Source organism: Halioglobus japonicus (genome assembly GCF_001983995.1).
Lineage (GTDB): Bacteria > Pseudomonadota > Gammaproteobacteria > Pseudomonadales > Halieaceae > Halioglobus > Halioglobus japonicus.
Map to the genome: position 1 here is coordinate 1,503,812 of NZ_CP019450.1, position 13,489 is coordinate 1,517,300.

Below are 13,489 nucleotides of genomic sequence, written 5' to 3' on the forward strand. Positions count from 1 at the left end.
GCCATGCATACCTTGAAAATAGCACTGCTATTGGTAATGGTTGCCCTCACCGGCTGCGGTGTGACCGCTCCGCACCGCAACGCCGGTTACGCCGATTTCGATGGCCTGTCGATGTGGGATGTCGATGCCACCATGACCCTGTCAATCGGCCCCACGTTGCTCAGCATCGCATCAAACGCCATTGAAGATGATCCGGCGACCAAGGCTTTGCTGTGTCAGTTGGATGGTGTACGGGTCAAGCTCTACGAGATCGAGGAAGACCCGATCGCGGTGGCAGAAGACCTGGGTGAGATTAACGCCCGTCTTAACGAAGATGGTTGGCAGCAAATTATTCTGGTGCGCGAGGAAGGCGAGACGACCTACGTGCTGATGAAAATGGTGGAAGAACGTATCGCTGGCCTCACCGTACTCACTGCCGACCGCTCCGAGGTCGTGTTGGTCAATGTAATGGGCGAGCTGCAGCCGGAGATGCTCTCGAGCACTATGCAGGCACTGGATGTCCCTGCACCGCCGATTGATGTTTAGCCGCTTACAGGTTCCTGGTAGGCATAGTCCAGGAGCCCCAGGTCATTGAGCACACCGTCGAGGTGTGTCATGGCCTCGGGGCTTGGTCCCGGATAGTCGCCCGCTATGGGCACATTCCCCACATAGCCCATGTCTTTCACACCCTCGGGTGAACTGAAGTAGGCGATGGCCGCCAGTGAGCGCAGTCCGTCAAATACCCGGGAAATATAGGCGTATTGCAGCTTACTCTCGGCCTCCTCGTAGGCGACGTCATCCAGGATGGCGCGTTGTTGTTGTGCGCTGGTTGCCAGAAACGACTGGCCTGTGCGGCGCTGGGATTCCTCATCGAACCACACCAGCGCAGACAGGATTTCCGGCCGCGTTTCCTGCTGCTCGGGGTAGGGCGCGCTGACCCACTCATCGACCAGGTCGACAACACCGGCTTCCGATGCCGAGGGGAAGTCGCCTTCCCGGGGAATCATCAAGTCGAGTATCGCTGTGGCGAGCTTGCGCTGATGAGGTGTCATGGTGAGAGGCCAGGGCGCCTGGACTGGTGGATTCAGTGTCGGGTCGGTGCCGTAGCCCTCTGCGGTAATGGGTTGGAGTTGCAGGTCTGGCCAGTTTCCGGCGAGCTTGGCCGCCTTGATCACCGTGGCTTCGCAGCCGGTAATCAGCGGCGTTGTCACTGCTGCGGTCACGGCTGCCAGCCATTTCAGCGATTGGCGTCGGGTGATGCCTGGTTCAGGTGTCTCGTGGCTCATGCTATCGCCCCCTTGTTCAGTTGCTCAGCCAGCCATGATGCATTGCGCATGGTCAGAGTCATAATGGTGAGCGTGCAATTCTTGTGGGGGTTGGAGGCAAATACGCCGCCGTCCATCACGAACAGGTTGTCGCAGTCCCAGGCCTGCCCCCACTGGTTGGTGACAGAATCTTTGGGCGAAGTGCCCATGCGCGTTGTACCCACCTCGTGGATAATCTCGCCGCCTTTTTTGATCGCTTCGGCGGGATCTGGCAACTCGTCTGGCACATCGGCCCCGAGTAGCTTGAAGATATCGCGCGCTGTGGCGAGTCCGTGACGCACCTGGTTGAGTTCCTGTTCGGACCACTTCCAGTGAAATTTGGCCACCGGAATGCCCCAGCGATCAGTGACCGCATCGTCGATTTCCATATAGCAATCGGCGTTGGGTACCATCTCTCCACGCAGAGCCAGAGAGATCTGTGATCCATAGTCGAACCTGGCCCGGCGCTTCATCTCCACGCCGTAGCCCTGAAGCTTCTCGGGATAGTAACCACCGGGCGGTTTGAAACCTGTACTCATCTCAAAGTGATAGCCCCGCGCAAAATCCAGCTCGCCCCTGGCCTGCATATCGTGGCCCCACCAGGGCAGGAACAGGTGATTGGCTGTATGGCCGTCCTCGTTATAAATGGGGCGGCCTTTCAGTGCGGGAATCACGGCGCTCATATTTGCCCCGGTTGAATCCATAAGGTTGCGCCCTACCTGGCCCGAGCGGTTGGCCAGCCCCTGCGGGTGTTGCTCACTCTTTGAGTTGAGGAGTATCCGTGCCGATTCACAGGCGCTGGCCGCCAGAACGACCACGGGTGCGGCGACGGTGCGAGGGGCGCCCGTTTTGCGGTCGATATAGGTGACGGCTTCGGCGCGTCCCTGTGCATCGACCTCGACGGACCTGACCATGGCGTCGGTCTGTACAGTCAGTAAACCGGTGGCTTTGGCCATCGGAATGAGCGAAGTCGTGGTCTGGAAGGCAGCGCCGATGGAACAGCCCCGGCCACACTGTGTTGCCCAGAAACAGGCGGCCCGATCGTCTTTGGGTCGGGTCAGGATGGCGCGATGCATGGGAGCGGCGGGGATGCCCAGCTTGCCCGCGGCAGCGGCAACTAACAATTCAGGCACGCGCGGTTTAGGCGGCGGCATTAATATGTCGGGAGATGAGTCTGGCATGTCGTCCAGCCCCGTATTCGTGCCACACACCCCCACCAGTTCTTCGGTGCGATCGTACCAGGGGGCGAGTTCATCGTATTCAAAGGGCCAGTCTGCCCCGAAACCGTCGCGGCTGAATCCTTTGAAATCATGGTGAGAAAATCTGAGTGAATACCGCCCCCAATGATTGGTGCGCCCGCCCAGCATGCGCGCTCGCCACCACTTGAACTCGGTATTATCGGCCATGGTGTAGGGTTCGCCCGGCACCTCCCAGCCGCCGTCGACTGTGGCATCGTAATAACCGAAGTTCTTGTCTGGCGTGGGCGCACCGCGCAACGGTGCGTCCGCCGGGGAATTGAACATTGGCGTCTCGGTAACCGGGTCGTAGTCGCGACCGGCCTCGAGCATTAGCACCCGCTTGCCCAATTTGGTCAGGGTGTGGGCTGCCATGGCACCGCCGGCGCCGGAACCGACTACCACCACATCGTAAGCTTGATCGGACATGGAATTCTCATTAATGTGGGTTTCACCACGCAGTATATAAATCTTTGCCCTCCTGGGGTGGTTGCGGTCTGAAAAAAATAACAGCGGCTGCAAGAGATGGAGATCGTGAATGAGAAAAATAACAGGCGCACTCGCGCTGTGTTTGGGTATGTTCTGGCATATGACTACCGCGGCCCAGGCTCCGATGAATCCTAAAGTAGGCGTGCAACTCTGGTCGGTGCGCGATGCGCTGCAGGCGGATTTTGCCGGGACATTGGCCGCCCTGGCGGACATGGGGTTTGACGGGGTTGAGTTCTACGGAAATGAATTTGGCCCCTATGGAAGCAAGCCGCTTGCACTAAAAGCGTATTTGGAAAGTATTGGCCTGGTATCTGCCGGGGCACATGTGTCAGCAGAAGCGCTGGAGCCCGATCAGTTGGCCCAGACACTGGCGTTCCATCAACAACTGGGTTCGCCGGCACTGGTGGTGGGCATGGATAAGCGGGCCTGGAATAAGAAGGGGGTTTACGAACTCAGCCGATTACTCAATGCAGCAGCGCAGGGCAGTCGTGACAGTGGTATTCAAATTGGCTATCACAACCACGACAAGGAGTTTCGCAGCTTTAAAGACAGTACGTTCTGGGATGTGCTGGCGGAAAATACCCTCGATGAAGTTGTGCTGCAGCTCGATGTGGGTTGGGCCACCTATGCTGATGTTGATGCCGTCGCCTATGTGCAGAAGTATCCTGGCCGCACCTTCAGCACACACTACAAGGTGCACAAACCGCCGTTTAGCCTGAATAAACGACCCTTCGTGGGGGAGGGCGATACAGATTGGCCAGCGCTGCTCGACGCCAACCTCACGGACGGCGGCACGGCCTGGTTGCTGGTGGAACAAGAGGCCTATCCCGATGACATGACGCCGCTGGAAACGGTGGCAACGTCATTGCAGGGCCTGCAGGCGCTTCTGGCGGCACACGAGAATACAGAATAATAACGTAAGGGGAGTGATGCGATGCAAGGCAAAAGAGTACTCATAACAGGTGGCAACAGCGGCATCGGTCTGGTCGCTGCGTGTGAGCTGGCCGCAGCGGGCGCCGAGGTGATATTGGCCTGCAGGGACAGTGATAAAACTCGACAGGCGTTGGAAGTAATCGGTGCCGGCGCAGAAATCGCGCCGGTGAATCTGGCGGTAGACCTCGCCAGTCTCGCCAGTGTGCGCGAACTCGCGGCGACATTTCTGGCTCGCTACGATCGCCTGGATGTGCTGATTAATAATGCGGGAATCATGCCCGCGGAGCAGGAAATTACTGAAGATGGTTTTGAAATGCAGATGGCGGTGAACCATCTTAGCCATTTTCTGCTGACACACCTGTTATTGGATTGTCTCAAAGTCAGTGCACCGGCGCGCATTGTGAATGTGTCTTCGATGATGCACAAGAAGGGTGAGATGGATCTGGCGACTTTTACCGGATTCCACAAGTACAAGATGCAGGCCGCGTACAGCCAGTCGAAATTGGCTAATATGATGTTCACGGTTGAACTGGCAGAGCGGTTGAATGGCTCGGGAGTGACTGTTAACGCGTTGCACCCGGGTGCGGTGGCCACGGACATCGTGCGCAGCTTCCCCTGGCTGGTGCGTAAGATCGTGGGGCTGTTGTTTATCTCGCCAGAGAAAGGAGCTAAAACCACCATGATGCTGGCTAGTGATCCGGAACTGGAAGGCGTCAGTGGCAAGTACTATGACCAGTGCAAGCTCGCCGGTTACTCGCCCGTCGCCGACGACAACCTGCAGCGTGACGCATTCTGGGCGGCATCCACCAAGGCAGTCGGTCTCTGATAAAGGGGTCTGACCCCTTAGGACTGGTGCGATATAGTAAGCCGTGATCCAGAGCGCGTCTTGCTTACAAAGCATCCCCGGTCCGCTATAGTAATGCCCTTTCGGCGTCGCGATTGACAATCTCTACGCAAGCAGAGTTTCGGCAAAACAACCTACGCCAAGCGCGACTCCCCTCCCCGGAGACAAGTGGTAGGGGCGTTAGCCCGATCTAGGAAACTTAAAACGGAAAGGGAAACCAAAACCGTACGGAGTTAGCAGTAAAAAATGTATTCAAGGATGATAGTTTTAGGTCTTAGCCTGTCTGTTTTTACGGGATGCAAGATCAATATGGAGGCGCCGGAAGGCGGCGGAGTTACAACTGCATCAGGAGACTACTACTGCGAAGCTGGCAAAACCTGCGAGGTCGACATTCCTGACGGAGAGGCTTGGGCGGGCACCTTTATTGCCCAGCCGCAACCTGGTTACGTCTTCGATAGCTGGCAATCAGGAGGAGCTTGTGGCGGACAATCTGAGCCGTGCTCCATCAGTTTGCTCGGTGAACATACAGCGTATGACATCGAGGCCCGCCTTATTCCGATGTTCAGAAAAGCCTCGGGTGGCAAACATGCGGTCACACTGAATCCGCTGCCAACAAGTGTTTTGATTGACGATGGGCTCTTCGATATCAGAGAGATTGACCATATCGCCGTCGAGGATAACTACTCCACAATCAAGTATTTTGGTCTGGGCGACACTGACGCCGATGGCAATCCAGAGGTTTTTGTCAGCGGCTGGACAGACGGCGGCTCATACATAGACACCAACGGAGAAGAGCGTCCCGCCAATGCCAGGCTGCAGGTTTTTGAAGCGGGTCCCGATGCAACAGAATTGCTGGATGCAAACGAACTACTGGGCCGATCCACCACTGACGGAACCGCGTTCATAAGGGTTCACGATTTCGATCGCAATGGGCACGACGACCTGCTGATTATCGGCCACAATGAATCGCCATTCGTTCCGACCGAGAATATATTATTCCTGAATGACGGTAACCGGCTTACACCACGTTCTATCGAGCCTGCCATGGCTATGCACGAGGGAAACCTCGCTGACATCAATGGCGATGGCTATACCGACATCATCGGATCAGCCTATATGTCTAGCTACGACTGGTCCGACGATCCGGCTGCGCCCTTTTCTTATGGCGATGCGGTCATGATCCTGATCAATGATCAGAATGGAGGCTTCAAAGCGTGGCCACTCAGATTCAACGTCTCAATCGAGGGCAGCGCAGACTTCCAAGAAATCGGTGGACAATGGATACACACGGGTTCGGCCGTAGCCGCGGCTAACCTCGATGACGACCCGGAGGCAGAACTGGTCATTGTCGATGCATACGACGGAAGCAATGGTGATGTCTCTACAAGCAGCTACGGTAGCAGCTCAATCATCATAGACAATATTCGTTTTGATAGCAGCCGCGCTTACGGAGACATCAAGCCACTTCCGATACCGTATTTTCACAAGCAAGACAGGTTTAAGGACAGTCAATCAAAGTTTCTGTCCTCTGAATTTGGCACCGGGCGCGCGCACGATATACAGGTCGATCTGTTCGATATGGACAACGATGGCGATCAGGACATACTCGTTAGCTCGATGCTTTGGAACGATGACTACAAGGAATCTGCCGGCGTACTTCAGTTCCTGCAAAACAAGGGAAATGGCAGGTTTAGCGATATCACCGATAAAGCGCTTTACAACTACAACCTCGGCAACCAGGGCGGGCACGACAACCTGCTTATGGACGTGAATGGCGATGGTTTCATTGACATTCTGGCGGTTGACGCATCAACGAGGGTAGCCGAGCCGCACGAGTGGACAGGCTGGATCGGTGAGATCTACCGCGTCCCAGATCAAGCCTGGGCAAATGAGGTGCTTATAAACACCGGCAACGGAAAGTTTGTATCGACCCTCTGGGAGGGCTTCGCCGAACTGGACCAGCGCACGGAGTCAATCCTGAAATCCTATGGGCCAACCTATGAACCCTACTTTCTGGGCGGCCAAAAATACTTCCCCTATTTGCTGGCTGACGGCCGACTCGGCTTCATCACTTATGGGGTGGCCAATGAACGCGAGTTTTATTTCGATGTCAGGGCGAACAGTCGGCTACATACCGGGCCAAATGCCACTGACCCATCGCGGCACGGCGCGGCGGGCTATAACGAGTACTACTATCTCACAGAGAATCCCGATGTCGTAGCTCTGGTGAAGAAGGGCGAATTCGAGAATGGCCTTGAGCACTACCTTGAAATCGGCAAAGCTGAGGGCCGTCGAGCGTTCGCTGAGGGCGCTGTAGTTCGATAAACAAAAGTCCCACAAACACCGGTTCGGTAAACACACCACAGCGCCAATCTTGTGCCAAGGGTCCTCCAATAGGAGGGCCGCGTGTTATAAGAAAAAGGCTCCGTTGAAGGGAAATAGCCCTCGGCAATTTCCCATAACAGCTTGCGCTCCTCCATCTCTTCCCAGAATTGAAGATGTCGAATTTCTCGCAAGAAATAGTTAATAGAGTTGGTAGCAAGGCCATGCCTCAAGTTTTCAGTGGTATAAAGGGTCGGGAAGAAATCGAGGGCATGGTCGTCCAGGCGAATGACCAGAAACCGCTCAACCTCGTCGACTATGAGGGTATCTATCTGGCGAATGTGCCGACCGTTTTGGTAAACATAAAATTACGCTTAACGGACGACACTCCACAAAACCGAAGTGGTTTACAGTTTTTCGCTCAAATCTTAATAAAAGTCGTTTTCTAGCAGGGACTTATGCGATTTGGTGTACAGAAGGTAGAAACCACCTCGTCAAAACGGGATGTCGTCGTCAAAGCTGCCGCCCTGGGATGCAGGGGGCGCGGTATCCGGGTAGTCGTTGGTGATGGGGGCGCTGTCGCTTGCCGCGGCAGAAATTTTCCAGCCCTGCAGGTTGTTGAAATAACGGCCGTTGTATTCGCGGCCACGAATATCGAAAGTGACTGTCACTTCCTGACCGGGCTGCAGACTTTCCAGTAGCGCCACCTTGTCCTGCACAAACTCGAGGTTGATATCCTGGGGGTATCGGCCGTCGTCGACGGTCACCACCATCTCCTGCTTGCGGAAGCCGCTGTCGAAGGTCTTGAGATCCTGGATGAGTTTGATTTTGCCGGTAAGTTCGTAAGACACCCTGATAAATCCGCGTTATTTATGCCAGTACGTATCATAGCGTTTTTCTGCAGTGCGTTGGCGTTTTTCTCGTGTTCGGTTAGCGCTGCCAGTTGAGTAATTGCTGATTTTATGATCAGGCGTCGACTTTAATGGTAACTGGTGATTTTTACTCTGGCCTATGGGCACGGCCGCAGTTAGCATGGCTGTAAAGCGGCATCCAGAGTGGATGATGTCGCTGTGAAACGTAAGGCACTAGGGCATCGGGCATGAAGACCAGTAGTATGGTCAGGTTGGTATTTGGAGTAGTTGCAGCATTGTTTCTGGCCGGCTGCAAGATCGAAATCTATGTGCCTGATGGTGGCGCTGTGGTCACGACATCCGGTGATGTCCGCTGCGAAGCGGGCCAAATCTGTCGGCTGGACGTCAACGACTTGTTCTTCGACCAGGTATTTACTGCGTTGCCCGCCGAGGGCTTTACTTTTGTGGGCTGGCGAACTCGTGACCGCGGCCTTTGCGGTGGCAGTGTGGAAGCCTGCCATCTCACCACCGCGGGTATGGAAGGCAATGCGAGCCTGATGGCAGTGCTGGAGTCAGATGAGGTGTTCTATCTGGAGCCAGTCTTTGAGGCCACGGCGCCGTTTCTGCTGCTCTATGGGGGTGACGAACAACAGTTTTATCTGGGATGTCTCAATTGTCCGGGAACCTTTCTTGATTCAGTGTGCAATGCGAACGGCAACCATGGTGCTGCTTTAGCCCATTACAGTATCTGGAACGCTGCCGGTGATTTCGGGTCCCTAGTCACCAATTACAGTCCATGGAATATTTTCGCCACCGCCGCTCCGGTCATTCGCGACACCGACGGACAATTCTACGGTTACCTCACCGCCAACGTCGCCCAGCCAGGCAGAACCACGTTGCCACTGTTGGTGCAGCTCACTAACTACGCTGCCGATCCGCAGTACTCGTTGCCTGCGGTGAGGGATTGGTTCTGTAACTAGCGTACCGAGGCGCCCGTCGCGGAGTCAGCCTCGATCGTCAGGCTCGGTGGCGTTGTGCACGGCCTCGCCGACAATCACATGAATGAGATCGATGATCTTGGCGACGGTTTCCTTGAGCTCAGGATGATCGTAGACCAGGTCGTTAAAGCGATGTGCCCGTGTGACCATGCGGCTCATCAGCACCAGTTCACCCTCCGTGAGCACCTTGCCCTGGTCCATTTCATCCTTGACCTTGAGCAGGAAGGGTAAGCGATAGCGAACAAAGCGCTCAATAACAACCTGCTCGACGCCATCGTGGTCCAGTTCTTCGTCGCGATGTAACTCGGGAAACTTATATTCTTCTTCAGCGCTGTCTTCGTCGTCTTCTGCCACGGTTTATCGCCCTGTGCAATGGGATGCCTGCATCAACCACAGATCAGACAGCGGCCGCTTGCATGGCTGTTGTGCCCCGTATGGCGCGCCTTGGCGGTGATAGCGCAGAGCTGGAAAATTGATCAATTTTTGGCTAAAGTGCGCCACCTTGGGCCTCCCTGCGTATACCTGCGTAACCACAGGCCCGCTTCTCCCCTGAACTGAGACAAAACTGGTATGAATTCGGCACTTCCAGCGCAACCGCTGCGCGCGGCTATGAACGCCTCTACTCCGAAAGTATATGTGCTGCACGAGCACGACGAATGGACCTCGCACCTGCAGGTCAGGCTCGAGGAATTGGGTGTGCCCTATGAAATGTGGCACCTCGATCAGGGGCTTCTGGATCTGTCAAAAGCGCCACCTGAGGGCGTGTTTTACAGTCGAATCAGTGCGTCTTCGCATACGCGCGATCACCGCTACGCGCCGGAATTCACCGAAAGTGTATTGGCGTGGCTTGAGCGCCATGGCCGGGTAGTGATTAACGGCAGCCGCGCTCTGCGCCTGGAAGTGAGCAAGGTTAACCAGTACATGGCGTTGAATGAGGCGGGCATTGCCACGCCGAGAACACTGGCCGCCGTTGGCAGGGATAACGTGGTTGAAGCGGCCCGACAACTGGGTATGGATAGCTTTATCACCAAGCACAATCGCGCTGGCAAGGGGCAGGGGGTACAACTGTTTCACTCCATCGAGGCCCTGGAAGATTATCTCTATAGTCCCGCGTACGATGCCCCGGTGGACGGTACCACGCTAATCCAGCAGTACATCAAGGCCCCCACTCCGCACATTATTCGCCACGAATTTATCGGCGGGAAATTTTTCTACGCAGTGAAAATTGATACCTCAGAGGGGTTTGAACTCTGCCCGGCGGACGCCTGCAGCATCGACACCATGTTTTGTCCGGTGGAGGGGCAGCCCGAGGAGCCCAAAGCCAAGTTTGAAATTCTCACTGACTACCACCCTGAATTTATCGACCAATACGAAGCGTTCCTGCAGGCCAACAATATTCAGGTGGCAGGGATTGAAGCGATTGAGGATGACGCTGGTCAGATCTACGCCTACGACGTAAACACCAATACCAACTACAACTCCGATGCGGAGGCTGTGGCCGAGCGCTACGCCATGTTGCAACTCGCGCAATACCTGGCTGCGGAGCTGGAGGCGTTGGCGCCCGTTAAGGCCTGAGCCTTATCGGCCCAGTGCCAAACGGGTGTGACGCGATTATAGAATCCGTCCGCCCAGCGAGATGCTGGTATGGATACCGCTGCCACAGCCGCGGCCTCCCCAGGAGCTATAGCCGCTGGAGATACCGACGCTGCCGTGGCGATGTCGCCGCGATCACCGAGTGAAGTCGGGGGTGTATAAACCGTACCGCCGCTGTCGGCCACAGCATCAGTCGCCGCGGCAATATCGTAAACCGATAGCAGCGAAACCCACTGGGAGATGTCAGCGGAGGTGGCCAGCTGTGTCTGGTCTATCATGCCGCCGATGGGACGGCCCTGGTTGTAAATCATTCGATAATTGAGGTTGGCGTCGGGCAAGGAGCGAAATTCCCAGCCCAGTAAAGTCGCGTAAAAACGTTCTGTCTCTGCCGGCGTGTCGGTCAGTAGTTCATGCCACACGATTTTTCCCGCGAGTCGATCACTGCCGCTACTAATAGCGGGTACATTGACATCGCTCACGCTGCAGGCTGCCACGGTTAGCAAGGCTGTTAGCGCGCATAGTAATCCGTTCATTGATGCTGTTCCCCCCGGATTGTTGTGTGACCCTCACTATAGGATAGGAAGTGATGGCTCGCGAAATGGGCGGTGGGCTGACGGTTGCATTTTTGATTCGCGGGCTCGGGGAATTCGTCTATGCTTGAGTGACACTTACCGGTGCAACGGGGAGGAAGTGATGGATATTGTGCAAATGGGTGCCCAGTTATTGTCACAAAAACTGGGACTGCAAATTAATGAGGCGACCATTCGGAGTGCGCTAAGCACGCTGTTGGGCGATGGTCAGGGCAATGTTGACCTTGCAGGCCTCGCCAGCAAGATGGCGAGCAGTGGTGAACTGGGCAACATCGTGAACTCTTGGTTGGGTGACGGTGCAAATTCCCCATCAGCGCAGAGAGCTTGACTGGGTTAATGGGCGAGGGCCCGATGGCCGATTTCGCCGGCAGTATCGGTACCGACACCGGCACTGCTGCAAACGGGCTGGCGGAGGTATTGCCTCAGCTGATGGATCAGTCGAGCAGCGGTGGGGCTCTACTGGAATCTGTTGGCGGCCTGGGTGGGCTGATGGGCGCGGCCAAGTCCTTGCTCAGCTAATTGGCCGTGAGGTTCAGACCGGCCATCTCCGCAGGTGATGTTGCCGCGTCCTCATTCCGGGGGAGTTTTCACAGCCGCGCATTGAATCGCAAAATTTGTGCTTTATCTATGCACATGTAGCCGCTATGCTTGATTGTAAATGAATATTATTCGCAATTAAGTATTGGAGGTGTGAATGTTGGCGCTGACCAGGACCTGGAAACTGTTGAGTGTTGGCATGTTGGTGGCGCTCTTTGCCACTCGTGTAAGTGCGAGCGGCGCCGTTGGTGATCACGTTAATGCACTGTCTGAACACGTTGATGAGTACACGGAAGAAGTGGTGTGGCTCATCGGCAAAATCGACGGCATTATCTCTACCTACGAGACCAAAGGGAGCGCTGCCGCCGGTACCGATGCCATTGTCGATCACTGGGAAGCCGTGGATTTTCATTCAGCAATAGAAACGCACTATATCCCGCTCTACGCTAGTATCTGGCAAGGGCTATTCGCCGTTAAGACGGCGATGGATGAAGGCAAGCCTGAGGCTGATGTGCGGGCGGCGCAGGCGTCACTTGAGAGTGTGCTTTGGCAGTCACTGGGCGCGGTAAAGGTCGCAGCGCAATATCAGGAACGCGGCCTGCTGCCTGAGTACACAGCGATCTCGGCGGACTCACCCACTGAAACGATTGACGTTATCAAGCAGCGCCTGGATCGGGTCCTCGCGAAGTACGCGGAACAATTGCCTGAGCAAGCCAGGAATATTGCTACGGCAGCTTATGCCGAACAGTTCGAGAGCATTGAAGATGCGATCGAGAAGCGCGATGCCGAACTAACGGAAGACCTTGAGGTCGACTTCAATGTGCGCCTGCCCAAGGCGATCGACGCTGGCGTGTCAGTGGATGCATTGCGCGACTTGGTGCTCGCCATGCAGGCAAAACTGAATCAGGCGAAGACCCTCTTAAGCGAATAGTATTTCCGTACGAATGATGTACTTCACGCCACTGCGGATCTTTTCGCTGGCGTGAACGCAATGCTGGGGGTGAGTGCCGTGGGGAAAGCACAGCACGGCGCCCTTGGGAGTATGAACGCTGACCACATTGATATCTTCATTGTGAGTGGCTGGTTGGCTCACATCCGATTTGCTCACCAAAAACTGTGTCTTTCCCCCTTCATAATCATCGCTGAGAAAGATGAGGTAGGTGAACTGGCTGTACTGGCCGGGATAGGCATCGGCGATGAGTTCGCCGTCAATGACGCGGCTACCAGGCCATGCGCCATCGGTGTGAGGGCTGAAGAAGTCACCTGGCCCGTAGCGGTAAAATCGAAAGCGCGCGTTGAGCCCGGTTGGGTGCTGGCCGCCAACGCTCTCGCTGATCAGCGCCTGGGAGCGCTCCCACAGCGTGCCGTCGATGTGCTCGCTGACAACCCAGTTCATGTTCTCGTTGTGCCGCACATCGTGGGACAGTGATACCGGCGAATCTTCGTGAAACCCCAGTGACTCGGCAATGGCGACAATATTGTCGGCCTCTTGCTCGCTCAGAATATTGAGCAGCTGGAATGCGCCGGGGACGTCGGGAATATCTACGCGGGTAATGGTTTCGTTTCGCGCGTCTTTATAGGGGTTTACAGTGCCGGGCCTGTCAGTCCAGGTGGGCATGGGTGTGGGGCTAAAGCCTGTCTCCCACGCGATTACGTATAGGTCGTCCTGCATTCACATTTCCTATGGCAGTGATTTGCCGCTTGCGCGGCCGAAGTAGTTTAGCCCAACTGTGACCTGAGGCACTGCGATGTAGTGCGCATCTGATTGCCGAGCAGACGCTGACAACGGTCAGCAAACGCGTGGCAATCTACCT

General features: G+C 55.7%; 15 protein-coding genes. 9 read left to right on the forward strand and 6 right to left on the reverse strand.

The genetic code is table 11. From position 1 onward, the window contains the following. The first annotated feature begins 3 nt into the window (after positions 1-3). Complete coding sequence (locus BST95_RS07180) at positions 4-525, forward strand: DUF4252 domain-containing protein (RefSeq protein WP_169843873.1); 522 nt, start codon at positions 4-6, stop codon at positions 523-525. Here the strand turns inward: BST95_RS07180 and BST95_RS07185 are convergent. Next, complete coding sequence (locus BST95_RS07185) at positions 522-1,265, reverse strand: gluconate 2-dehydrogenase subunit 3 family protein (protein ID WP_084198705.1); 744 nt, start codon at positions 1,263-1,265, stop codon at positions 522-524. The two genes, BST95_RS07180 and BST95_RS07185, sit on opposite strands and share 4 nt — an antisense overlap. Then, complete coding sequence (locus BST95_RS07190) at positions 1,262-2,947, reverse strand: GMC oxidoreductase (protein WP_084198706.1); 1,686 nt, start codon at positions 2,945-2,947, stop codon at positions 1,262-1,264. Before BST95_RS07190 ends, BST95_RS07185 begins: the two co-directional genes overlap by 4 nt. 109 nt (positions 2,948-3,056) lie before the next feature. Between BST95_RS07190 and BST95_RS07195 the strand changes: the two genes are divergently transcribed. The 3 genes from BST95_RS07195 to BST95_RS07205 all read left to right on the forward strand — a co-directional run bounded on the left by BST95_RS07195 (position 3,057) and on the right by BST95_RS07205 (position 7,109). Further along, positions 3,057-3,920 (forward strand): sugar phosphate isomerase/epimerase family protein, encoded by an 864-nt coding sequence (locus tag BST95_RS07195; protein WP_205737342.1) that lies wholly within the window; start codon positions 3,057-3,059, stop codon positions 3,918-3,920. A gap of 21 nt (positions 3,921-3,941) precedes the next feature. Further along, a complete protein-coding gene (locus tag BST95_RS07200; RefSeq protein WP_084198707.1) occupies positions 3,942-4,766 on the forward strand; it encodes an SDR family oxidoreductase in 825 nt (274 codons plus the stop codon). A 327-nt stretch (positions 4,767-5,093) separates the two neighbouring features. Beyond that, complete coding sequence (locus BST95_RS07205; RefSeq protein WP_169843874.1) at positions 5,094-7,109, forward strand: FG-GAP repeat domain-containing protein; 2,016 nt, start codon at positions 5,094-5,096, stop codon at positions 7,107-7,109. 491 nt (positions 7,110-7,600) lie between these two features. On the opposite strand, the gene BST95_RS07215 is transcribed toward BST95_RS07205, so the two are convergent. Continuing rightward, a complete protein-coding gene (locus BST95_RS07215; protein WP_084198710.1) occupies positions 7,601-7,957 on the reverse strand; it encodes a DUF3127 domain-containing protein in 357 nt (118 codons plus the stop codon). A gap of 248 nt (positions 7,958-8,205) precedes the next feature. Here BST95_RS07215 and BST95_RS07220 point away from each other — a divergent pair, with 248 nt between their 5' ends. Then, positions 8,206-8,937 carry a hypothetical protein gene (locus BST95_RS07220; RefSeq protein ID WP_146004173.1) on the forward strand — a complete coding sequence of 244 codons (732 nt, stop codon included), beginning with the start codon at positions 8,206-8,208 and terminating at the stop codon, positions 8,935-8,937. A 24-nt stretch (positions 8,938-8,961) separates the two neighbouring features. On the opposite strand, the gene BST95_RS07225 is transcribed toward BST95_RS07220, so the two are convergent. Then, positions 8,962-9,309 (reverse strand): hypothetical protein, encoded by a 348-nt coding sequence (locus BST95_RS07225; protein WP_084198712.1) that lies wholly within the window; start codon positions 9,307-9,309, stop codon positions 8,962-8,964. Positions 9,310-9,525: 216 nt separating this feature from the next. Between BST95_RS07225 and BST95_RS07230 the strand changes: the two genes are divergently transcribed. Then, a complete protein-coding gene (locus BST95_RS07230) occupies positions 9,526-10,530 on the forward strand; it encodes an ATP-grasp domain-containing protein (protein WP_229801701.1) in 1,005 nt (334 codons plus the stop codon). Here BST95_RS07230 and BST95_RS19650 read toward each other — a convergent pair. Continuing rightward, positions 10,461-11,081: a VOC family protein gene (locus BST95_RS19650; RefSeq protein ID WP_146004174.1), complete on the reverse strand. Its 621-nt coding sequence runs from the start codon at positions 11,079-11,081 to the stop codon at positions 10,461-10,463. The genes BST95_RS07230 and BST95_RS19650 overlap by 70 nt on opposite strands. A gap of 160 nt (positions 11,082-11,241) precedes the next feature. Here BST95_RS19650 and BST95_RS20395 point away from each other — a divergent pair, with 160 nt between their 5' ends. From BST95_RS20395 to BST95_RS07240, 3 genes are all read left to right on the forward strand, one after another. Next, positions 11,242-11,466 carry a hypothetical protein gene (locus tag BST95_RS20395; RefSeq protein WP_240500276.1) on the forward strand — a complete coding sequence of 75 codons (225 nt, stop codon included), beginning with the start codon at positions 11,242-11,244 and terminating at the stop codon, positions 11,464-11,466. Further along, on the forward strand, positions 11,463-11,657 hold the full coding sequence (locus BST95_RS20400; RefSeq protein WP_240500277.1) for a hypothetical protein: 195 nt from the start codon (positions 11,463-11,465) through the stop codon (positions 11,655-11,657). The genes BST95_RS20395 and BST95_RS20400 overlap by 4 nt, the downstream gene beginning before the upstream one ends. 175 nt (positions 11,658-11,832) lie before the next feature. Beyond that, positions 11,833-12,606, forward strand: coding sequence for a hypothetical protein (locus BST95_RS07240; RefSeq protein ID WP_102106197.1), 774 nt, complete (start codon positions 11,833-11,835; stop codon positions 12,604-12,606). Here BST95_RS07240 and BST95_RS07245 read toward each other — a convergent pair. After that, positions 12,595-13,347 carry a 2OG-Fe(II) oxygenase gene (locus BST95_RS07245; protein WP_084198713.1) on the reverse strand — a complete coding sequence of 251 codons (753 nt, stop codon included), beginning with the start codon at positions 13,345-13,347 and terminating at the stop codon, positions 12,595-12,597. The two genes, BST95_RS07240 and BST95_RS07245, sit on opposite strands and share 12 nt — an antisense overlap. Positions 13,348-13,489: the final 142 nt, after the last annotated feature.

Coding starts and splice junctions, on each gene's coding strand:
- BST95_RS19650 (WP_146004174.1), bottom strand. CDS start 11,081: ATGAACGGATTACTATGCGCGCTAACAGCCTTGCTAACCGTGGCAGCC.
- BST95_RS07230 (WP_229801701.1), top strand. CDS start 9,526: ATGAATTCGGCACTTCCAGCGCAACCGCTGCGCGCGGCTATGAACGCC.
- BST95_RS07195 (WP_205737342.1), top strand. CDS start 3,057: ATGAGAAAAATAACAGGCGCACTCGCGCTGTGTTTGGGTATGTTCTGG.
- BST95_RS07190 (WP_084198706.1), bottom strand. CDS start 2,947: ATGTCCGATCAAGCTTACGATGTGGTGGTAGTCGGTTCCGGCGCCGGC.
- BST95_RS07240 (WP_102106197.1), top strand. CDS start 11,833: ATGTTGGCGCTGACCAGGACCTGGAAACTGTTGAGTGTTGGCATGTTG.
- BST95_RS07245 (WP_084198713.1), bottom strand. CDS start 13,347: ATGCAGGACGACCTATACGTAATCGCGTGGGAGACAGGCTTTAGCCCC.
- BST95_RS20395 (WP_240500276.1), top strand. CDS start 11,242: ATGGATATTGTGCAAATGGGTGCCCAGTTATTGTCACAAAAACTGGGA.
- BST95_RS07180 (WP_169843873.1), top strand. CDS start 4: ATGCATACCTTGAAAATAGCACTGCTATTGGTAATGGTTGCCCTCACC.
- BST95_RS07205 (WP_169843874.1), top strand. CDS start 5,094: ATGGAGGCGCCGGAAGGCGGCGGAGTTACAACTGCATCAGGAGACTAC.
- BST95_RS07185 (WP_084198705.1), bottom strand. CDS start 1,265: ATGAGCCACGAGACACCTGAACCAGGCATCACCCGACGCCAATCGCTG.
- BST95_RS07220 (WP_146004173.1), top strand. CDS start 8,206: ATGAAGACCAGTAGTATGGTCAGGTTGGTATTTGGAGTAGTTGCAGCA.
- BST95_RS07200 (WP_084198707.1), top strand. CDS start 3,942: ATGCAAGGCAAAAGAGTACTCATAACAGGTGGCAACAGCGGCATCGGT.